Annotated in this window: 23 protein-coding genes; 5 read left to right on the top strand and 18 right to left on the bottom strand. The window is 44.8% G+C overall.

The genetic code is table 11. From position 1 onward, the window contains the following. Positions 1-208 precede the first annotated feature (208 nt). The 3 genes from F0228_RS09045 to F0228_RS09035 form a co-directional block, all read right to left on the bottom strand. Entirely contained in the window at positions 209-1441 is a 1233-nt protein-coding gene (locus tag F0228_RS09045) for a glycosyltransferase (protein WP_171762125.1), read from the bottom strand. Between the two features lie 97 nt (positions 1442-1538). After that, positions 1539-2003: a GNAT family N-acetyltransferase gene (locus F0228_RS09040; protein ID WP_171762158.1), complete on the bottom strand. Its 465-nt coding sequence runs from the start codon at positions 2001-2003 to the stop codon at positions 1539-1541. Between the two features lie 22 nt (positions 2004-2025). Further along, positions 2026-3123, bottom strand: coding sequence for a ketoacyl-ACP synthase III (locus F0228_RS09035; protein WP_171762157.1), 1098 nt, complete (start codon positions 3121-3123; stop codon positions 2026-2028). Positions 3124-3246: 123 nt separating this feature from the next. Here F0228_RS09035 and trxC point away from each other — a divergent pair, with 123 nt between their 5' ends. Further along, complete coding sequence (gene trxC / locus F0228_RS09030; RefSeq protein ID WP_171762124.1) at positions 3247-3681, top strand: thioredoxin TrxC; 435 nt, start codon at positions 3247-3249, stop codon at positions 3679-3681. Between the two features lie 108 nt (positions 3682-3789). On the opposite strand, the gene F0228_RS09025 is transcribed toward trxC, so the two are convergent. Further along, positions 3790-5457, bottom strand: coding sequence for a GMC family oxidoreductase N-terminal domain-containing protein (locus tag F0228_RS09025; RefSeq protein WP_171762123.1), 1668 nt, complete (start codon positions 5455-5457; stop codon positions 3790-3792). Then, positions 5450-7054 carry a long-chain fatty acid--CoA ligase gene (locus F0228_RS09020; protein WP_105058221.1) on the bottom strand — a complete coding sequence of 535 codons (1605 nt, stop codon included), beginning with the start codon at positions 7052-7054 and terminating at the stop codon, positions 5450-5452. The genes F0228_RS09025 and F0228_RS09020 overlap by 8 nt, the downstream gene beginning before the upstream one ends. 369 nt (positions 7055-7423) lie before the next feature. On the opposite strand from F0228_RS09020, the gene F0228_RS09015 reads away from it, so the two are divergent. Together F0228_RS09015 and F0228_RS09010 are read left to right on the top strand one after the other, a co-directional pair. Next, positions 7424-8455 (top strand): AraC family transcriptional regulator, encoded by a 1032-nt coding sequence (locus F0228_RS09015; RefSeq protein WP_105058222.1) that lies wholly within the window; start codon positions 7424-7426, stop codon positions 8453-8455. A gap of 262 nt (positions 8456-8717) precedes the next feature. After that, positions 8718-9869 carry an MFS transporter gene (locus F0228_RS09010; protein WP_086714056.1) on the top strand — a complete coding sequence of 384 codons (1152 nt, stop codon included), beginning with the start codon at positions 8718-8720 and terminating at the stop codon, positions 9867-9869. A gap of 102 nt (positions 9870-9971) precedes the next feature. On the opposite strand, the gene F0228_RS09005 is transcribed toward F0228_RS09010, so the two are convergent. The 3 genes from F0228_RS09005 to F0228_RS08995 all read right to left on the bottom strand — a co-directional run bounded on the left by F0228_RS09005 (position 9972) and on the right by F0228_RS08995 (position 11854). Next, positions 9972-10313 carry a helix-turn-helix domain-containing protein gene (locus F0228_RS09005; RefSeq protein ID WP_061030905.1) on the bottom strand — a complete coding sequence of 114 codons (342 nt, stop codon included), beginning with the start codon at positions 10311-10313 and terminating at the stop codon, positions 9972-9974. A gap of 154 nt (positions 10314-10467) precedes the next feature. Next, entirely contained in the window at positions 10468-10791 is a 324-nt protein-coding gene (locus F0228_RS09000; RefSeq protein ID WP_239930743.1) for a winged helix-turn-helix domain-containing protein, read from the bottom strand. 169 nt (positions 10792-10960) lie between these two features. Then, positions 10961-11854, bottom strand: coding sequence for an AraC family transcriptional regulator (locus tag F0228_RS08995; protein WP_061030903.1), 894 nt, complete (start codon positions 11852-11854; stop codon positions 10961-10963). A gap of 50 nt (positions 11855-11904) precedes the next feature. On the opposite strand from F0228_RS08995, the gene F0228_RS08990 reads away from it, so the two are divergent. Continuing rightward, positions 11905-13302, top strand: a complete 1398-nt coding sequence (locus F0228_RS08990; RefSeq protein ID WP_171762122.1) for an MATE family efflux transporter — start codon at positions 11905-11907, stop codon at positions 13300-13302. Positions 13303-13407: 105 nt separating this feature from the next. Here the strand turns inward: F0228_RS08990 and F0228_RS08985 are convergent, their stop codons facing one another. Next, positions 13408-13803, bottom strand: a complete 396-nt coding sequence (locus tag F0228_RS08985) for a nitrous oxide-stimulated promoter family protein (protein ID WP_171762121.1) — start codon at positions 13801-13803, stop codon at positions 13408-13410. A gap of 3 nt (positions 13804-13806) precedes the next feature. Next, positions 13807-14322: a GNAT family N-acetyltransferase gene (locus tag F0228_RS08980; RefSeq protein ID WP_116871502.1), complete on the bottom strand. Its 516-nt coding sequence runs from the start codon at positions 14320-14322 to the stop codon at positions 13807-13809. Between the two features lie 97 nt (positions 14323-14419). Here F0228_RS08980 and F0228_RS08975 point away from each other — a divergent pair, with 97 nt between their 5' ends. Beyond that, complete coding sequence (locus tag F0228_RS08975) at positions 14420-14623, top strand: DUF2986 domain-containing protein (RefSeq protein WP_105023523.1); 204 nt, start codon at positions 14420-14422, stop codon at positions 14621-14623. A gap of 116 nt (positions 14624-14739) precedes the next feature. On the opposite strand, the gene F0228_RS08970 is transcribed toward F0228_RS08975, so the two are convergent. The 8 genes from F0228_RS08970 to F0228_RS08935 form a co-directional block, all read right to left on the bottom strand. After that, the gene (locus F0228_RS08970; RefSeq protein ID WP_171762120.1) at positions 14740-15663 is read right to left on the bottom strand and encodes an ABC transporter substrate-binding protein; all 924 of its coding nucleotides are present in this window, start codon (positions 15661-15663) and stop codon (positions 14740-14742) included. 2 nt (positions 15664-15665) lie between these two features. Further along, positions 15666-16541, bottom strand: a complete 876-nt coding sequence (locus F0228_RS08965; RefSeq protein WP_004739197.1) for a metal ABC transporter permease — start codon at positions 16539-16541, stop codon at positions 15666-15668. Continuing rightward, on the bottom strand, positions 16541-17275 hold the full coding sequence (locus tag F0228_RS08960) for a metal ABC transporter ATP-binding protein (RefSeq protein WP_171762119.1): 735 nt from the start codon (positions 17273-17275) through the stop codon (positions 16541-16543). Before F0228_RS08960 ends, F0228_RS08965 begins: the two co-directional genes overlap by 1 nt. Then, positions 17275-18210 (bottom strand): zinc ABC transporter substrate-binding protein, encoded by a 936-nt coding sequence (locus F0228_RS08955; RefSeq protein ID WP_171762118.1) that lies wholly within the window; start codon positions 18208-18210, stop codon positions 17275-17277. The genes F0228_RS08960 and F0228_RS08955 overlap by 1 nt, the downstream gene beginning before the upstream one ends. Positions 18211-18255: 45 nt before the next feature. Beyond that, a complete protein-coding gene (locus tag F0228_RS08950) occupies positions 18256-18849 on the bottom strand; it encodes a hypothetical protein (RefSeq protein WP_171762117.1) in 594 nt (197 codons plus the stop codon). Further along, positions 18846-19181 (bottom strand): hypothetical protein, encoded by a 336-nt coding sequence (locus tag F0228_RS08945; protein WP_171762116.1) that lies wholly within the window; start codon positions 19179-19181, stop codon positions 18846-18848. The genes F0228_RS08950 and F0228_RS08945 overlap by 4 nt, the downstream gene beginning before the upstream one ends. 115 nt (positions 19182-19296) lie before the next feature. Further along, positions 19297-20133 carry a DUF4198 domain-containing protein gene (locus F0228_RS08940; RefSeq protein ID WP_019822774.1) on the bottom strand — a complete coding sequence of 279 codons (837 nt, stop codon included), beginning with the start codon at positions 20131-20133 and terminating at the stop codon, positions 19297-19299. Positions 20134-20251: 118 nt separating this feature from the next. Further along, positions 20252-20770: a DUF2271 domain-containing protein gene (locus tag F0228_RS08935; protein ID WP_171762115.1), complete on the bottom strand. Its 519-nt coding sequence runs from the start codon at positions 20768-20770 to the stop codon at positions 20252-20254. Between the last annotated feature and the right edge of the window lie 38 nt (positions 20771-20808).

Here is a 20808-nt window from a genome sequence, read left to right as displayed (position 1 = left end):
ACCTCTCCTATCCACAAACTCTAATCTAACTCACCACAAATTAAATTAGAGTTTACTAATAAATATAAATTAGTCAATGCTAATGTAATGGCACTATGTTTCGGTTTTGCAAGTCTAGTGTCTAAAGCCAAGAAGCTTCACCCATGAAAAAAGCCCCTAGGCGTTAACCTAAGGGCTTAAGATTTATTCTGTCTTTGGTAAAGAACAGCTATTTGATCTTGTTCTTCTCAGCAATCCACTGCGACATGTACTTAGTGCTTGCCATGCTGTGGTGCTTGAGCATTGAACCGAAGAAGTTATTCAGTCGATGAGATTTAAGCTCAGAATCTAGTGCAATCAATCGCTCGATTAATTTGTCGCCCAGCTGATTCTGTTCATAGTGTGTTTCAAGAATTGAGTGACATTGACTTTGAGCCTTAAGCCACTTCTCTTCATCTTTATAGAGTGCGACAGCTTGTTCAACAAACTCGTCAATATCATCAGCAACCGCACCCGGCCATTGCAGTTCGCCTTGCGGTAACATGCCTTCACCGCCGATCTCGCTCGTCACGTTTGGAGTTTGCAGCTTCATCGCATCAAGCAGCTTGCCTTTAATGCCAGCGCCAAAACGTAATGGCGCAACACAAACACGCGCCTGTTCCATTACTTCTTGAGCATCTTTCGCCCAACCTTTGATATGGAAACCGGTTTTTGGATTATGCAAAGCGGTTGCTTTCGGCGGCGGATAAGATCCGTAAATATGAAGTTCACTATCAGGTAACTGCTTGCGAATCTTCGGCCAAATCTTCTGTAACTGAAGCACAGCATCCCAATTCGGTGCGTGTCTAAAGTTACCTATCGTCATGAAATGCTTACGTTCTTCAAAGCTTTTCGTACTTTCAGGCAACGTATTAAGATCAACCATGAACGGCAAGTGATGAAGCAGTTTGGGATCGATATTGAACTCGGCTTGGAGCAATTCCATCTCGTAACTTGAGATGATCAACGAAAGATCACAGCGCAGGATTGCAGCGATTTCACGTTTCGCCAAGTCACTGTACAGGTGCTCTTTCGTTAACTCTGTCTCTTTCTTAACAGCTTCATGTCGAGCATTGCGTAGGAATTGTAAATCTTCAGTATCCAGTAGCTTAAAGGCATTCGGACATACCTTCTCGACGCGCCAGCCGAATTGCTCTTCCATCATAAAGCGGTCAAACATGACAACATCAGGTTGCAGCTCTTCGATGTACTGGTCAAAGCTATCGCAATTTAGCTGAATAGATTGGCTTGTAATGCCCTCTTCAGAAAGATCAATCATATGCTCGGTTTCTTGAGCTGGCGTTGCGAACTCAACGGACCAACCTTGTCTCTTGAACAGTCGTAAAAGTGACATCATATGGCTGCCAGCCGCCGATGAATTCGGTTCTGGCCAAACGTAGCCAATTGCTAAAACTTTCTTCAAAACACTTCCTAAGAAATAACAAAGAGGCCACGAAAGCCCCTAATAAAACGTTAATCGAGTTATGCCGCTGATAATAATGGTTCTAAGAACTCAGCGATCAGATTCGTTCACCTACATTGCGAGCTATCATAAGCACTTCATCGGCTGAGTAAAGGTTTGAAATCGTGGTTTCGACTTCTGCGCCCAATGTCGACTGATAAAGCTTTTGTGCAAAGTTATCTGCTCTGGTGGTCACTAATACATGTTTTAGTGTCGAGCCCTGCTCTGATAGCTTCTGCTTCACTTGACGCAAAGAGTCTAGAATCAGCTTTTTGCCCAATCCTTGCCCCTGAGCACTCGGTAACACAGCAAGTTGTTCTAGCTCCAAAACAGCTTCAGGCCTAAACCCACTCTTTTGAACCCAAATAATGTAGCCGACAATCTCGCCATCGCTTTCAGCAACAAAGTTAAGAAAGCGTGGCGCAGCACTTAAGTTACATTGTAACCATTTTTTTGAGTTTTGCTGTCGAACAAAAGTAGCTTGGTGAACTAAAGCCGCTCCATCGAGGTCGGCTTCTGTCATAAAACGAACTTGCGCCATGCTGCTACTCATTCTCAGAATTAGGACGCGTTTTACAGTGTAAAATGGCTCTCTCTAGAAGTTCTAATGCCGAGCTATCTGCTTCTGGAAGCTCAGCGTCCGATTGACCTAACGGCTCAACACGGCTACCCCACTTAATATGGCCTGCCCCCCAAGTTAAACCGGCACCGAATGCCGCCACAAGGATGTTTGAGTTCGGTTTAACAAAGCCTTGCTCTAACGATTCACACAATGCAATTGGCACAGTCGCAGCCGATGTGTTGCCATAGTTTTGAATGTTCACAAACGCCTTATCGCGCTCAATACCCGCCATGTCACACAGAGTTTGAATGATTCGGATGTTTGCTTGGTGTGGAATCACAACATCGATGTTGTCCGTTGAGATGCCAGTACGGCTCAATACTGTGTGCGCTGCAGCGCCCATGCCTTTAACCGCACGTTTAAAGATCTCTTTACCTACGAAATCAAAGTCCCAGTAGCCGTTATCAGCCGCAAAACGATCCATTGAAGTACCAAATTTTGGTACTGCTAGAATGTCACGACCTTCGGCGTCACAACCGATTTGCGCTTCTTGTAGGCCAACTTGCTCTTCAGTACGCGATAGAACCACAGCGCCAGCGCCATCACCAAATAGAACCGCTGTATCACGCTTGGTCCAGTCGATGAAGAATGATAGACGCTCTGCGCCCACAACGATCGCATTGCGGTAGTTGCCCGCCTGAATCAATCGAGTTGCAGTTTCAACACCGTAGATGAAGCCTGTACAAGCTGCATTGAGGTCAAAAGCTGCTGCGCTCTTGATACCTAAGTTCTGTTGAACTTTCGATGCAGTGTTAGGAATAAGAGAGTCTGGACTGCACGTCGCAACGATAACTAGGTCGATGTCTTCAGCCGTTAGGCCAGCACACGCCATTGCGTGTTGAGCAGCAACGGTCGCTAGCTCAGAGGTATTTACATGACTGATACGACGGTTTTCGATACCAGTTCGAGTACGAATCCACTCGTCAGACGTATCAATGAATGTGCTTAAATCATCATTGGACAGCACGGCTGGTGGCAGACACTTTCCCCAGCCCGTAATTTCAGCGTAAAATTTTGTCATCATTTACCTGTTTATTGTTTGTTTTTATTTGAGTATCGTATTCATGTTTTAAACAGTATAAGCGTTCCGTACGTGATTCGTAAATCGCGTTAGCCACGGAGATGCAATAAAAAAGAGAAAGTTATGTCTACATTCAACACTCGTTGCCCTTCTTGCGGTGGCGTAAACCGAGTTCCTTCAGAAAGAATTTCAGAAAGCCCTACTTGTGGAAAGTGCAAAAGTGCACTTCTAGACGGTGCCCCAATCGAAGGTACATCATTGAATTTCCAATCGATTTTAAACAGTTCACAGCCTGTCGTTGTCGATTTTTGGGCAACATGGTGCAACCCATGTGTAGGTTTCGCACCTGTATTTAGCGATGTCGCTAAAGAGCGCGCTGGAGATGTTCGATTTGTTAAGATCGATACCGAAGCTCAACAGCAACTGGCGGCTATATATCAAATCAGAAGCATCCCAACGGTGATGGTATTCAAGAACGGTCAACGTGTTGATACGATCAACGGTGCTTTACCGAAAGGTCAATTTGATCAATGGCTTAATCAAGCTTTGGCTAAGTAAGTTTGTTTCGATTCTTTCAGTAATCAACAAACAAAATAGGTTAAGGAACCTTAAAGGATAAGGCTCCCTAACCTATTGTAATCCACCTGTTATCTCTAATATGTTCTTCTAGCCAGTCATCTCGTGTTTTGCGCTCTCATTCGCGCCTTGCTTGTGTACACCATCTTCCTTAACCAAGCTATATTGATCTTTAATCTGATCAGCGACTTTCTCAGCAATCATTATGGTTGGCGCATTGGTATTAGCCCCAACTAAGGTCGGCATAATCGACGCATCAATGACTCTTAAGTTATTCAAACCATGGACTTTAAGATCTTTATCCACCACGGCTAAAGAATCACTACTAGGCCCCATTTTACAGGTTCCCACAGGGTGGTACTGAGTATCTGAACGATTACGGATATCTTGTTCAATCGCCTTGTCATCACTAGCATCGACAGGATAAAAAGCATCACCACGGATATCATCAAACGCTTCACTCTCTAGCATTTGATACTGCTTTTTCCACCCTTTAATCATTATTTCCATGTCTTCAGGGTGACTGAAAAACGCAGGGTCGATCTTAGGCGGATCGTAAGGATTGGTGCTATTCAGTGTTACGGTGCCATGGCTTTTTGGCCTAAGTAAAGTGACATGTGAGGTAAACCCATGACTGGTATGAATTTTCCTCGCATGGTCATCGACAACTGCAACCACAAATACAAACTCTAAATCTGGCACGGCGATATGATCTTCAGAACAAAGAAAACCAATGCCCTCAGCAAAGTTGCTGCTCATTTTTCCGCGACGCTCTTTGTGCCATAAGGGCAAAGCTTTGGTCATTTCAGATGCCATTTGCAGTGAAATACCGAACGTTTCGCGCTTTTCGCTGCATTTATATGAGTGAACCAAGTCGATATGATCTTGCAGGTTCTTACCCACTCCCGGTAACTCGTGAACTTGCTCGATGCCATGAACCGCCAACTCATCTTTAGAACCGACGCCCGATAGCAACAGCAACTGGGGAGACCCAAAAGCCCCAGCCGACAAAATAACTTCCTTGTTGCATCGGATCTGATAACGCTTACCATTCGAGCCGTATTCAACCCCAACCGCTTTCTTACCTTCAAACAAGACCTTATGTGTGGTTGCTTTGGTCACCACGGTGAGATTGGGACGTGACATATTTGGTGTCAAGTAGGCCTTAGCCGCGCTACATCGTTCACCATTCAACTGAGTAACCTGAGTCGGCATTGCACCGAACTGAGCGGCACCGTTTATATCTTCATTGCGAGGGACACCAATCGATTCACACGCAGTTAAATAGCGCTCCAACATTGGGCTTGGCGACCTAAGGTTCGCCACATTCAGAGGACCGCCTTGACCGTGATACTCATCTTGGTGGACTTCGTTATTCTCTGCTTTCTTAAAATAAGGTAAACACGATTTATAGTTCCAGCCAGCATTGCCCAAGCTTTCCCATGTGTCGTAGTCATAACGATGACCACGGGCGTACATCATGGCATTAATAGAGCTAGAACCACCGAGTGTCTTCCCCCTCGGCTGATAGCCCTTACGACCATTTAAGCCAGGTTGTTCTACGGTCTCGAAGGCCCAGTTATTGAGTTTGGTTGGCATCATTGCCACAACACCCACAGGAGTATGGATAAATGGGCTCGTATCTTTGCCACCAGCCTCCAACAAACAAACGGTCGTATTTGGATCTTCAGACAATCGAGAAGCCATCACACAGCCAGCGGAGCCACCGCCAACGATAATAAAGTCATAGTTATCCATTGATTGCCTCCGCGACCTCTAGAGGGTGCAACTCTCTCTTCAAGATTTTACCAGTTGCCGTCATGGGTAACGCACTACGAATGAACACCTTACGAGGATATTTGTAATCCGCGAGTTGCTCACGACACCAAGCCATCAAGGCTTTGCTATCACATTGTGTATGCTCGTGCAGCACCACGTGGGCGTGGATCTCTTCACCTAGCTGCTCATGATGCTCACCCACTACTGCCACCATTTCCACATCAGGGTGACACATCAATACTTCTTCGATTTCTCTCGGATAAACGTTGTAACCGCCTCGGATGATCATGTCTTTCACACGGTCAACAATGAACAAGTTCCCGTGCTCATCGACACGTCCGATATCGCCTGTTAAAAACCAACCATCTCGGATCGCTTCTGCCGTTGCTTCAGGTCGTTGATAGTAGCCTTTCATAACGCTTGGGCTCTTAATACAGACTTCACCCAACTGTCCCATTGCCACCGAGTTGCCTTGCACATCAGTAATCTTGATAAGGTGACCACACAGCGGCTGACCAACACTGCCCGAGAGACGATCACCATCAATGTGATTGAAAGTCGCGACCGGTGCCGTTTCAGATAGCCCGTATCCTTCAAGTACCGGTAATTCAAAGCGAGATTCAAACTGACGAATGACCTCAAGTGGCATCGAAGCACCACCAGACACACCAAGCCTTAAGCTGTGTTTGACCTGCTCAGAACGCTTGCTTGTTTTTTCAGAAGCATCAGGAGATTCTTCTCCCGCTCTGAGCAGTGCGATATACATGGTAGGAACGCCAGCAAAGACACTGACTTTATGGCTAATGATCTGCTCGATCACTAGTGATGGCTCGAAGCGTGGAATTAAGACCATGGTAGACCCCGTCAACACGCTCGCGTTCATCATGACGGTTTGACCGAAACTGTGAAACAGAGGAAGTGTGGCCATTGTAGTATCACTGTATTCCAATCGCATCAGATACTGTGACGACATCGCATTGGTTTGCATGTTGGTGTGTGAAAGCTCAGCGCCCTTCGGCTGGCCTGTGGTACCTGACGTATATAGAATTACCGCGGTATCATCGCCATGACACGCTACAGACTCAAACGAATCCAAAGGTTGTTCTAACCAATCGGCTATTGACTCATACTGCTCATTTCTTTCCGGACTAATGCCTGCACTTATTGGAATAGGCATCTTGATAAAATGTTCACAGTGATTTACCTGCTCAAAACCTTGTAAACCATAGCGTCCAATCGGAAGCTCTTCACTGCCTTCAAAGCATAAATAGGCTTTCGCGTCCGAGTCATTAAGGTGATAAGCGATCTCTCTGGCCTTAAATAGCACGTTCAAAGGCACGACTACACAGCCCGCTTTTAGAATCCCGTAGTAGGCTATCGGAAAGTAAGTCACGTTCGGGCATGACAATGCGACCTTATCTCCCTTCTGCAACCCAAGTCTTTTCAAGTTAGCAGCCACGTTTCCAGAAAGTTGTTCTAACTGAGAAAAGCTGATTTCATCCGATCCCATACGCAGAGCGGCTTTAGTTGGAAAAAGCGAAGCGCTACGCTCCAAATTAACAGCAAGATTGTGCATCAATGATCTCCTTATGCGGCTAAGACCTGTTTGTGACGGTCACCGTAGACGTTCTAATCGTTGTAATAAGTGTCTTTCTTGTCATCACGAGCCTGCACATTGGCGTGTCATGTAGGTAAAAGTATTTATTGAGCAAAATGTTTGAGACGCCCCGATGTGCAACCCATTAAATTACAACATTTTGATAACATATCGAACAGGTTTCAAAAAGACAAAAACCGGTGATATTCGGACACAGTTCAATAAGACCTTGTAAAACCTTGCACACATAAGGCAAAAGTTTGAACAAGCTTAGGAAAGTGAGAACAAGCAATAGGCGTAAATGTTAAAAGTTCGGTTAATATGACGATATTCAACAAGAGGCATCCTATGGAATACACCGCAGTCTACGAACCCGATATGCAAGCATTCGGTATTCTTGATCTTCAACTACTGCATCGCTATATGTCACCCGCGCTTAATATTGAAGCGTTGTTGGAAGGCAGTAACATTGATGATCTTCAGCTAAACACGCCAGACACGCACATTACGTTGGCGCAAAAGTTGGCGGTGTTTAGCAATGCACTGGCAAATACTGATGAAGGCGGTTTAGGGTTAAGAGTTGGCCAACAAGCTCGGTTTAGTGACTTCGGTGTTCTAGGTTATGCAGTATTCAGTAGCGAAACTCTATTAGATGCTTTGCTAATTGGATTTAAATATCTGCAACTTGCTGGTCCAGTACTCAGAAAAACCATGTCGGTAGAGGATAACGTTGGGTACTTTAGAGCGGAACAGCTGATCGACTTGGACTCTCTACTGCCATTTTGTTGCGAATATTGGTTTGCGGCGATCCAAAGCCTGTGTGAAGAAGTGCTGCAACAGCCCTTTCCATCACAAGTGATCCGCTTCCCTTACCCGAAGCCAGAGTACGGTGACCTTTATACAAAGGTATTCCGTTGCCCTGTTGAATTTAACAGTGACCGCCTTGAATGGCAGTTTGATGCAACCAGCTTGTACTCGCCTCTCCCTACGGCCAATACCATTACGCTGCAGATGTGTCTTAAATCATGTGATGACATGTTGGCAAAAGTTAGTGCGTCCACCAGCCTTAAAGAAAAGGTCTCGCAAATGTTGCTTGAGAGACCAGGAAGTTACCCATCGATAGAATCAATCTCGTCAGAACTGGGGATGTCTTCCCGCACACTGCGCCGTCATCTTAAAGCAGCCGATACCAGCTACCAGAAGATACTCGACCACGTTCGCTTTCATCTATCTCGACACTATCTTTCGTCGACAAAAATGAGCATTGAAGAGATTTCTGAGCGTGTTGGCTTTTCCGACAGCGCCAACTTTCGTCACGCATTTCGTAAATGGAGTGGAAGCTCACCACGTCAATACCGAAAAGAAGCGCTCTTATCGTAAACTGCACTTCAAATCTAATTTCAACACTACAAATAGATTCGTTTTCACCCTCTCAATTAAATAGCCAATGAACAAGGGCTTAACGGCTTTTTGACCACATAAAATCTCATGAAATCACCAAATATTACAACGGTATTTTAGTTTCGCTGGTCGACAAATTTCTTTTATCTTAACGACCATTTTTATTCGTTTTACCCAATTCAGTTTCTCCCCCATAGTCGCGGAAAATTCATCGTTTCTCACACTTTCGGAGGCTCCTGCATTGGACAACATCCAACCAACAACTCGCATAACCGTTCCAGTTATTGCACTGTCTTTCTACGCGATCGCTTCAGGCTACCTAATGAGCTCATTGCCATTAATGCTATCTGAATACGGCCTAGACAGTAACCTATCGAGTTGGTTGGCGAGTGCCTTTTATGCAGGCCTTTTAGCGGGTACGTTATTGATTGAGCGTGCGATTGCACGTATCGGCCACAAAGACGCGTTTGTAATGGCACTGAGCGTGTTTATCGCAACGATCCTTGTGTTGCCATTAATCCCACACCAAGCTGTGTGGCTAATTGCGCGCTTTGTTGCGGGTGTGTCGGTTGCGGGTATTTTCGTCATTGTTGAATCATGGCTAATGAGCGGTGACGAATCACAACGTGCAAAACGCTTAGCGATTTACATGTGTTCACTATACGGCGGTTCTGCAGTTGGTCAGTTAGGTATTGGTTACCTAGGTATTACTGGCGGTGTACCTTTTATCGCGATGTTCACTTTGCTATTCGGCGCGATCATTGTATTGATGTACGGACAAGCGACACCACCACAGATACATGATGCTCAGTCTTTGTCTCTAAAACAGATCAGCAAATTGAGCCACAGTGCGTTAATTGGCTGCATTGTGTCTGGATTAACGCTAGGTGCGATTTACGGTTTAATGCCTGTCGAGCTTGCTCAACGTAACATTGCGCACGAAGACATTGGCGGTTTGATGGCGTTAGTTATTATGGGTGGTATGGCTGTACAACCAATGGTGACTTGGTTATCTCACCATGTAGGTCAAGTGTTATTGATGGCTCTGTTCTGCCTGCTAGGCGTTGCAAGCATTGGTGTGTTGACTATCAATCACGATTTCTACGTACTAGGCATGAGCTTGTTCGTATTAGGCATGGCGACATTTGCGCTATACCCAATCGCAATTAACTTGGGTTGCCGAAACCTTGACCCAAGCTACTTGGTGTCAGTGACTCAAATCATGCTACTTTGCTACAGCATAGGTTCAGTTGCGGGTCCAATTGTGGCAGACAGTTTCATGGATTCTCAAGCAGGGTTATTCACTTACCTGTTCGCATCGTTACTAGCGACGACGATTTACATGTTGATTGCGAGCCTTAAGCGCTCTCATCTACAAATTGCGGGCGAATAAGTCGTTATCTTACTTTTGAGCGATACACTTAGGGGCTCTTCACTAAAGACAATACGTCCAAATGAAGCGCCCTTTTTTGTACACGATATTTAGAGGGTTACACTAGGGTTGGAACACATAGCCTTCGCCAGTGATCGTTAGGATCAAGCCATCACCAAGAATAGAACGTATCTCTGAAATAGCGACAATCACTGAAGAGTTAGTGACCTTCTCACCTTCCCAACCGATTTTTTTTAGCTGCGGCACACTGAATAGTTGTCCACGATGACGATTCATAGCAAGAATCATCTTTCTATAAGCCAATGGCATCGTTCCTACGATATAACCATTTTCCAAATTGCGTATGAGCTTGGTATTTAGCTCAATAACCTTACCGTTTACTTCCAAGACCTCGTTTTGTTCTTCACGTATACCCTCAATGACAGGGGAAGAGTCCGTATTCATATAATATTCCCTAACAGAGCAACCAACGACACAACTTTATTAAGAGATGTGTTTAATAACGTCACTTATAAATGGACGCTTGAATTCGAAGATAATGAAAGGAGCGTATACGGTAAAGAGATTAAAATTTTATTATAAGAATATGAACAGAATATCAACAGCAGGGTCTAGGCTCTAACAAATAGCCTTCATTTGGTATAGTGTATAGGCATTTACAGTCTATCATTCGGCGAATTTCATAGATTGCAACCAGAACTGACGCGGATGTTACCGATTTCCCAGGCCACCCAACACGCTTAAGAATATTCTTGCTAACAACTACGCCTTTGTTCTGATAAAGATAAAAAAGTACCTTACGATGAGGCTCAGAAAGCGTTCCTATTATTGAACCACAGCCCTGTTTTCGAACAATTTTCGTGCCGGATTGAAACTCTTTATTATTTAAAGTGAGCTTTGATGGAAGAGTAAAATCATTCATCTTATCGATAGCTTTTTGCATTTATTCCTCACATTGCATATGCATTCATGCTTTTAGATATTTCTAATAGTACCGAATAGAGTAAAAATACTAAATTGATAGATAGCTCAATACAGTAATATTACTGCAAAGCTTGATCTTGCGTAATGGATCGAGGAAACATGCAAGGCTAACCAGGAAGTCGATGGCTCTTTCGATATTGACTGGGTGACAAACCAAAATGCTTTTTGAAACGATGTGAAAAGTTATAAGGATCTTTGTAGCCCAAGCGATTAGCAATCATAGAGACTGACCAATCTTGATACTTCAGCAAGCTGGTGGCTTTATCCATGCGTAATTGAATCAATTTACTGCGTGGTGAGAGGTTGAATAACGTCTTGGTTACTCGATTGAGTTGTTCTTCACTGATGAACACTCTTTCAGCCATCCCTGCCACTGTCCATGGCTGATGCAGACTACTTTCAATTTCGTTATAGAGCGCTTGAACACGTGCTGTGGTGCTGGTCGACTTAGGCTCAAACCCTGTTAATGTTCGGATAATTTCGCTCAAGAGTAACTTCCGGTAACTGGCTCTCCCGCCTATCTCAAAGTAAACCAAGTTCATTAGTGACCAGATTTGTTCGCACTCGCCGAAAGGGACAATGCTCTGACCCAAGCTCGCGATATGTTGCCACTGCGGGGTATCTGGCGTCAGCATCCATGCCATTTTCCAATAGTTGTATTGAGGGTCAAGTTCAAAGCGAAATGGGGTTCCAGCAGGAAGAACCACCAGCGTGTATGGCGTAATCGCTTGAACCGAAGTTTCAGTGGTTAGGATTCCGCCCCCTTCTTGTGTAAAAATCAACGTATGAACATTCACAGATTCGCGCTCAACCCAATAACCATCATATAGCTTCGCCATGCCGCCCATATAGACACCAAAGCTTTTCATCTCTGGAATATCTTCAACGGTCAAAAAACGTTCTTTGCACTGTTCCGCGAGAAAAACATCATCATGCCAAGTTGATTTTGGTCTCATTGCATCAATGACGGATTCGCACAGGTTTTGTTGTTTTTTAAACATGTTGTTACTTCGCTCAAATCACTATAGTTCTGCCATAAATCGGAGAGCTTATGACAACTAACATCAACCCTAACTCATCTATGAATAACAAGCCAGAGAGCATCTTACCTCGTATCGTTAAACTTGGTTTGCCTGTTGCTTTGCAAAGTGCGCTTGTCGCTATTCTTGCCCTTGCTGACGTATTAATGGTCAGTGATTATGGTATGGAAGCAGCTGCGGCTGTGGGAATTGCATCAAAATGGCACTTCGTTGCTATTATGATTATGGCAGGGTTGGCCTCAGCAAACGGAACATTAGTCGCTCAATATTGGGGAAAGAACGACCGTAAAAGCGCGCGCACAGTGTCATCTATCGCGATGGTATTTGGCTTAAAAGTTCTGCTGCCAGTGACTGCAATCATCACTCTTGGTTCTCAGTTTTTAATGATGTTGCAGACCAGCGATCAAACCGTAATTGAACTTGGCGCGACTTACCTATGGTATGGCTTCCCTGTTCTACTGCTGACTCACATTGTCGTTGTGGTAGAAGCAAGCATGCGCTCTTCAGGTGACACCGTAACCCCACTAATTTTGGGCGCGGTGACCATTGCACTCAACATTGCGCTTAACTTCGTTCTAATCAAAGGTGCCTTTGGTATTCCCGCTATGGGCGTCGCCGGTGCAGCACTGGCGACAACACTCGCTCGCGCAATTCAAGTTGGCTTGATGTACGGCTACATGCGCATGCGTAAACATTGGTTGTTAACCACGCCTAGCTCACCACACCGTCCATCATTGTGGTTGTCTTACCGTCGTATTGCTCTGCCACTGACCATGAATGCCGTTTTATGGGCAATGGGTACCATGGCATACCAAATGATCTTTGGTCATATGGGCACAACGGAGCTCGCAGTCTTCTCAATGCTCGCTCCGTTTGAGTCGCTGTGTTATTCGATTTTCTTTGGTATCTCGGTTGCGTGTTCAGTGTTGCTTGGTCACTCACTCGGTCGTGATGAATTCGATGATGCGATGAGTATGGGTCTGACGTTTATTAAAGCCGTGGTTGGTTTCGGTGCAGTTGTAGGCTTGCTATTGTTTATGGGTAAAGAGCATGTTCTATCATGGCTAAACCTGACCACAGACGCTTTATACCCGCTCGCTTCACCAGCAATGATGATCATGTGTTTTGCGGTTGTGATTCGTATGCTCAACATGGTGATCATTAACGGTATCATTCGTGCTGGTGGTGATAATGCATTTTGCCTGCGTATGGACTTCATCGCGATGTGGATGGTGGGCATTCCAGTTTGTGTTTACGGCGCATTTGTCGCGGGATGGGACTTCAAGTACATCTATGGCCTGATGTTAGTTGAAGAAGTCGTGAAGCTGGCTATTTGTTCACACCGTTATTTGAGTCGCCGTTGGATCAACAACCTGACGGTTACTTATGAAGAACCACAAGCAGCTTAAGCTTTTCAAGTAATCAACTATTTGAACAAGGTGACGCTCAAAACAAAAAAGGTCTGAGAAATCAGACCTTTTTTGTTTCTGGAAGAATTGCCTTTAGCGTACCCGCTACTTCTTATTAATTCGGATATGACGATTCGATACGTTCGGTAGCGGCTTTTCTGGCACTTTCCGTTTCTCATGAATCAAGTGTCGAATTGCTAAAATAGGATGCTTGAGCAACATTCGTGGCCCTGCATAGCGCATCACCAAACGCATCTGCTCTTTCGGGTCAGGTTTATAACAATGAATCGGACACTTATTACAGGTCGGTTTTGCTTCGCCATAAGGACATCTATCCAGTCGTGTTTCGGCATAACGCAACAGTTGCTCACACTGCTCACATAACGCGTTATTCTGACGAACTTCACCGTGGTGATCTTTGCAATAGATGTGCACCATCGCAATAACGGTTTTGTACTCCGTTGCGAGCTCGCCTTCTAGAATATTGTTATGTTGGAACATGTTTTAATCACCTAATGAGAAACCGTACAAGTTGAGATTAACGCTTTCGCTTATCACATCTTCAACGCGCTCGAACACAAAGCCTAACTTAGTCAGTAGTGCGATACTTCGAATGTTATCAGAGGTTGTGATGGCAACTAAATGATCGATATCAGCATTCTGCTTAGCTTGTTCAATTATCGCCTCCGCGGCTTCTTGGGCAAAGCCTTGACCATAAAACTCAGGAACAAACCCGTAGCCAATATCATGCGACTGTAAGGTGTCTCTTTTTATTAGTCCGCAAATACCAATTGGTGTTGAAGAATCCTTGATTTCAACCATCAACAAGCAGACACCTTTCTCTTTATGCATCTTTAGAATATTGTTTTCAATGTACTCCACAGCCTTTTCAGAGTCGTTGATTTCCTTATCACCAATGTAACGCAGGAAATCTTCTGAGCTATATAATCGCTGAATAAACACCGCATCTTGAGGAGTGATCATTCTTAATCTTAAACGTTCGGTCTCGACTGCCTGCATAGTGATATTTTCCTTGCTGAATACCATGTAAATATTGAGTTCTAGAGCTAAAATGATTATCCTCCACCGCCTAAACTAAATACAAGGCTATGCAGCAATGAACCGTAAGAAAAAAATCAATCAAATTCTAAAAAAGAAGCAGAAAAAAGCGAATTCGAAACTGCATACAAGTAATAAGCCTCGCTACATTTCTAAAGCTGAACGCGCAAAAATGGAAGCAGAAGAACAGGCTCAAGCAGCGCAAACGGAAGGTGCTGTCGAAGCAACTGTTGAAGCTGAAGAAACTAAAGCTGCAGAGTAAGTTGTAAACTCGCAGCTCTCTTGTCTAACACTCTTCCAAGAGCCAACAGACAAGAACAAAAAAAGCAGCCTCTAATTGGGCTGCTTTTTTGATCCTACCATTTTTAATCGCGCTGATTAGCCTTTAAAAGGCTGTACTTCCCAGCGTACAAACGGTGCTTTTGGATTAATCCCCGCTCGTCCCCAACGGTCAACGGAATCAACCACTAAAATACGCTCATTAGGCACTAGAGACTTAATTAAGTTAGTTGGCTTTTTCGCTGTAACTAACCATAGTGCATCGTCTTCTGAAAACATCGCTTTGAGTTTCGCTTTGTCTTGTTCTGTCCATTCAAGTTCAGCTTTGAACATGCGCTCTTCAACAAACAGTTGAGTACCTGAAGCAAAATCTTCCAAGCTTTCGGAAAGTAGCAATACTGAGTCCACCTCATTATCCAACAATACTTCTTGCTGCTTGTTAATCAGCTCACGAACATCCAACATCACACGCTGCAGATTACTATCAATTGCCTCAGCCTGTTCAGGCCACAATAACTTGAAGTCATCAGCCACGATCGCCGCCATACGCGTTAAGTTGGTTGGATTTAGCCATGCGTATTTAGACACATCACCATTCGACAATGTAAGCGCTGCAACACCTTGCGCTCGCGGTGTAATTGCTTGAGCGGCATCAACCTCAACCAAACGGATATTGCCTTGTCTTGCGTATACAAACGTAGGGTCAGCTTGCCAGATGGATGACAGTGTTACCGCAACGGTTGCCATTTCGCCCGATTGAAGCACTTTACTAGCCCCCTTGGTACCAAACCAATTCGGCAGACGGTCAATACCATAGCGCTTCGGTGGCAGATATTCGGTCATAATGTCCGTGCCTTTGGTTAGCTCTGTCGCTAATGCATAAGTCACTGGTGTACTGGTTAGAATGTCTTCAGCATTCACGTTCAGTGACATCACAGAACCAGCCATTAATACACTACCAAGTACACTCACTTGAGCCGTTGCTTTTACTGAGCTTGCCATACGATTCATTAAACAAGTCATGATTACGCCTTTCTTACAATTCGGTATAGCGTTGCTGCTAGGAAAAACGTTGCAGAAACAATGATGATTGAAGCACCTGACGGAACTGGCAACTTAAGTTCCATTGGTAACACCGTACCAACCAGACAAGCAATGGTCGCAAGCAGAGCTGATAACAACACAAAGCTACCCATGCGTTTAGTTAGTAGTCGAGCTGTCGCACCTGGAATCAGCAATAACGCACCCACTAGAACTGCACCTACGATCTTCACGGCAGCAATCGTGACTAACGTGATCATCATGACAAACAGGTAGTCGTAGAAACTGGTGTTGTAACCGCGAACCTTCGCAATATCAGGGCTGATACAGGTAAGCAGGATACGGTTGAATGTCGGTATCAAAAGCAAAATGATGATCGCGCAACTGCCTGCAAGAATCGCTAAGTCTTGATCCGTTACCGTAAGGATCGAACCAAACAATACGTTCTCAAGCATGTGAATATTGATCTTACGAGCGACGTACATAAGTAACGCTGCACCCACTGCCAATGCCAGCGCAAGGAACACACCAACCAAGGTATCGTATGGCACGTTGGTTCGGTTTCTTACAAAGTGCAGAAGCAACGCGAAAATCATACAGAAGCTAAACAGCCCAATAATCGGATTTTCTGGCGGCTCGCCAAGAAGAACACCGATTGCGATGCCGGTTAACGCCGCGTGTCCAACAGCTTCAGAAAAGAAAGCCAGACGCTTTGCAATCACCAAAGTACCAAGGCCACCTAAAAGAGGGCCAAGCAATAAGGCTGCAACCAAAGCATTTACCATGAAGGCATACATGAAGCTTTCAGATAACAAACCCGCTTCCACACCACTAATGGCAAGTTGTCGTAACCAATCCATTACGCAACCTCCTTCGATTCAGTCATTACTGAGCCGCTACTATAGTGCTGGAATAGGCTTTCGATCTTCGTTGGATGCAGTACTTGCTCGTGCGGGCCACTATCCACTAAGAATCGATTAACAACATGTACGTTCGCTTCAAGGCGACGTACCGCAGTAACATCGTGGTGAACAGCTAGAATCGTTCGGCCTTCATCAACACATTCACGAATCAGCGATTCCAAATAGCGAACGCCCTGCTCGTCCATGCCCGTCGTAGGTTCATCTAATACCAGTAAGCTCGGGTTATCCAATAACGCTTGAGCAAACAAAACACGTTGCTGCTCACCACCGGACAACTGCCCCATACGGCGGTCGCTACGAGTCGCCATACCAACGCGATCTAACTGCGCGAGAGCAAGATCTAACTGCTTTGATTTACGACGCCAAAACAGAGGGATTCGCGTTTGATTAAGCAGAACAAAGTCCATGACCGTCAAAGGTAAGCTCGACTCGAATGTCGCTTTTTGAGGCACGTAACCAATACTTGGCTTTTCTGGCCAATGAATGTTGATTGTTCCAGAGAAAGGCGTCAGTCCAAGTACAGATCTCAGCAAAGAAGTTTTGCCGCCACCGTTTGGTCCCATGATCACATGACATTCACCCACTTTAAATTCTAGCGAGATATCATCAAGAATCACATTATTATCGTACTGTAGACCCAGTTTATTGATTGAGATTGATGGACCTAGCATTATGCGTTCCCGCTTTTAGCTTGGTTCGCCGCTGCAAATTTCATTGCTTCGATTAACGTTTCTAGGTTCTTCTTCATCTCAACTTCTACTTTATCGTCCTCATATTCACCATGCGTCATGTGAGAAAAACGGTAAAGCTGAACGCCTGTTTCCGCTTCAATCGTGTCAACAAAACGGTTTGGCATGTTTAACTCGTAGAACAGAACATCAATACCTGATGCGCGGATCTTCTCAATCGTCTCTTGCAGTTGGCTAGCATTTGGCTCAACACCGTGTGCAGGCTCGATTACTGCTGCTACATCCACGCCAAACTCTTGAAGAATGTAACCATAAGCATTATGCGTCGTCGCGACCTTCATACCTGATGTATCGAGTTCACCCAGTGACAGCATCGCATCACGCTTCATAAAGCGGAATTGCTTAGCGTACTTGCGTGCGTTCTTGCGATAAAACGCAGCGTTGTCTGGGTCGAGCTTAGAGACTTCACTGGCGATGGTGTAAACCTTTTGAATCGTTGTCGAAAGCCCAACAAAGGTATGTGGGTTTACGGCGCCTTGACCAACAGACTGACCAAGTGCAGGAAGTAGAGGCACTTCTTTGTTGGCTTCGATCACGATTAAGTCATCACGTTGCGCGGCTGAAATCACTTTAAGCGCGAAGTCATCGTGACCAATACCGTTTACTACGATTGCATCCATTTGGCTCAATCGCTTTAAATCATTGGGTTGTGGCAAGTAGTTATGTGGGTTGAAACCTGCGTCAACCAAAGGAAGAATGTTCACTTTGTCACCTACTACTGCTTTTACGTAGCTGTAGTAAGGTTGAAGCGTGATACCAATCGTCAGCTTATCGCTGTCGATATTATATTCTTTTGCCAATGCATTGGGTGTCATGAACACCGCAAATAACGACATGAACAGAGTCATAATTCGCATAGTAATTCTCTTATTATTAGTGAGCATTTTTATAAGCCGGATTGTTTAATGAGAAGATGCATCATGCTGCTCAACTTCTGATTCATTCACGACCATTTTCCAGCCAGCAGATTCAAGTGTGTTCTCATCAAAATTAGTCGGTTGACTTGCTACGCCACCAAAAAAAATCCAGATTTCAGGAGAGACACTGTTCGCGTTCAAAATAAAGGAATCAGCGAAGTCATGATCGGTTGGCGTCGCTTGTTCACTTGATGTCGCATATTCGCTTGGCGTAGAAAAGTAATAACCACGCTCGTCCAGTACCCAAGCATGAGAGCCTTTGCGCTTCCAACTCTGATCTTCTACAAACGGAGCAACCCATTCATCTTTAAGTGATGCGACACTCGGCCATTCACCATCTGAGTCCATGCGTAGATCACGAATTTCTTCATGAGCCAAACGCAGCTCTGATAGCATCGCCAAGTTTTCTTGTTCAACATCAGTCACAAGAATTTGATGATCAAGCACTGCTTTAACGTGGGATTCTGCTTGATGAAATGGGATAGCAACGGTTGCAAAGCAAAGGATGAACACAATGATCAGCCCTACCCATTTGCCCTCTCTGCCGCCCGTATCAGCACGTACGCTTTGAATCATCATTTTTCGCTGATCTCAACAACATCAACTTCAACGGGAAACTCGTGGCCTGAATCGAACACAAGGTAGAACTCAGTTTCAGGGTGTGGGAATTCAACGATAGAACGTTTATCTGTCATCTCTTTTGCAATCAAGTTGTCTTCGTAATCGTACATCTCAACCGCGTAATCAATCGCTTTGCTGCCATCCGAATAACCCGCTTCACAAGCAACGGTCTTACCTTCAAACCAGCAGCTCATCAGTGGAAAGTGTGCTTGCGCAGGTAATGCAGCGAAACCAAGTCCCAGTGCTAAGCAAGGAGTCATTAAAGCGTTAAGTTTTGTTTTTATTGTCATGGTTCGTACCCTAGCCACAGTGCAAATACTCAGAAATAAACTGAGCGATAAAGGGCTCAAATGAGCCCTTAAGTTTTTTGGTTCTTAATCAGGGATTAAGCCCCGATATCACAGACTATTGAAGCAGTGCTTCGAACGTTAGGTGAACGTTCGCGCTTGCTTTGTCTGCCAGTGGGTTGTCAATCAACTCACCTTTGTAGTTCGCTTTCATTACGTAACGACCCGCTACGTCTGGAGTAAACGTGATTTCACCGTTCTCATCACTCACCACATCAATCTGCTCTTGGTGGTTGCGGTAAAGCGTACCTTCACGAGTAATCTCCGCTTTCACATCTTTCTGGATTTCACCGTTGTAGAAGAATTGGAATGTTACTGGTTCTCCTTCAACGATGTCTGAAGGGTGAGTCACTGGCTTCATCTCAAGTAGCTTGCCTTCAATTTTGAACACTGAATCCGTTGGCTTACCTACCGTGATGTAGCTTTCTGCACGAGTGAAGCTGATTTGTGTTACCACGTCACGTGCTTTTTCTGGTAGTACTGAATCACGCTCTGCTTTGTTTGCTTTAATCCACTTCACGGTGTCGCGACGGCCCGCTTTATACTGTGTGTAGTAAGACGGATAGTTGTTGATCGCCACTTTGTGTGTACCTTCTTCTTCAAAATAGAAGTCGAAGATTGAACGACGCTTGCCACGAATCACAAAGTTAGGACGCTCGCTGCGGCCATCAGGCATGATGACATGAGCATTTTCGCTGCCTGCAGGCTTATCAAAAACAAACGTACCGTGAGACGCAGTAACGTCGAACGTTAGCCAATCACCACCTTCTTTAGATACAGTGAAGTGAGATGGCAGAATCCAACGTGGGTGAGCTTGTGCTGTTGTCGTTGCTGCTAGGCCGAATGCCATCACACCTGCTAGAGCAAGTGCTTTAATTTTTGTTTGTTTCATCATGTTCAATTCCATTATTTATAATTGTTAGCCGTGTCGCTCTATCTGAGCCTACGATAACCACTGTCTATTCTGTTCAGCTTGGTTTTAGTTCGTACTTACTAGTTACTGTTCGCAGTTACTATTTAGCGATGTAGTTCAGGGTGATTTCACCCGTCTCTTCCGTTGCTTTTAATTCGTAAGATGCGTTTGAATCTGTGAGTGATACTTTTTGACGAAGGTAGTTACGGCCACCGTGTTCGCGAATCACTTCGATATGAACCGTGTACTCACCTTGTTCTAACGTTTCACCGCTGTCGCTCTTGCCATCCCAAACGAAACGGTACTGTCCAGCAGGACGCGTTGCAGACGTTACAGCATCAACCAGTTCACGATCGTAACGGCCAACCTTTCTCCACCAGCTACGCAGATCTTTAAGCCATTCATCTTTACCGACCCAAAGCTCGATGGTTTTCACTGACTTTCGTTCGCTGTTCTCTACCCACACCGCCACATAAGGACGTGCATACATAGACGTATCAATCTTTGGAAGCTCAAAGCTGACATCAAGTTTTGCCGTATCAGGAATCGCTTGTGCCATACCTAGGCTTGACAAAAGAGATAAAGCAAGAAGCGCCTTGCTCCAGTTCATTTTTTTCATGTTTAACAACCTTTTAAATCCGTTTAACCTTAAGTTCG

The sequence above is a fragment of the Vibrio sp. 99K-1 genome (assembly GCF_013114585.1).
Classification (GTDB): Bacteria; Pseudomonadota; Gammaproteobacteria; order Enterobacterales; family Vibrionaceae; genus Vibrio; species Vibrio chagasii_B.
This window is presented reverse-complemented; position numbering and strand designations above follow the sequence as displayed.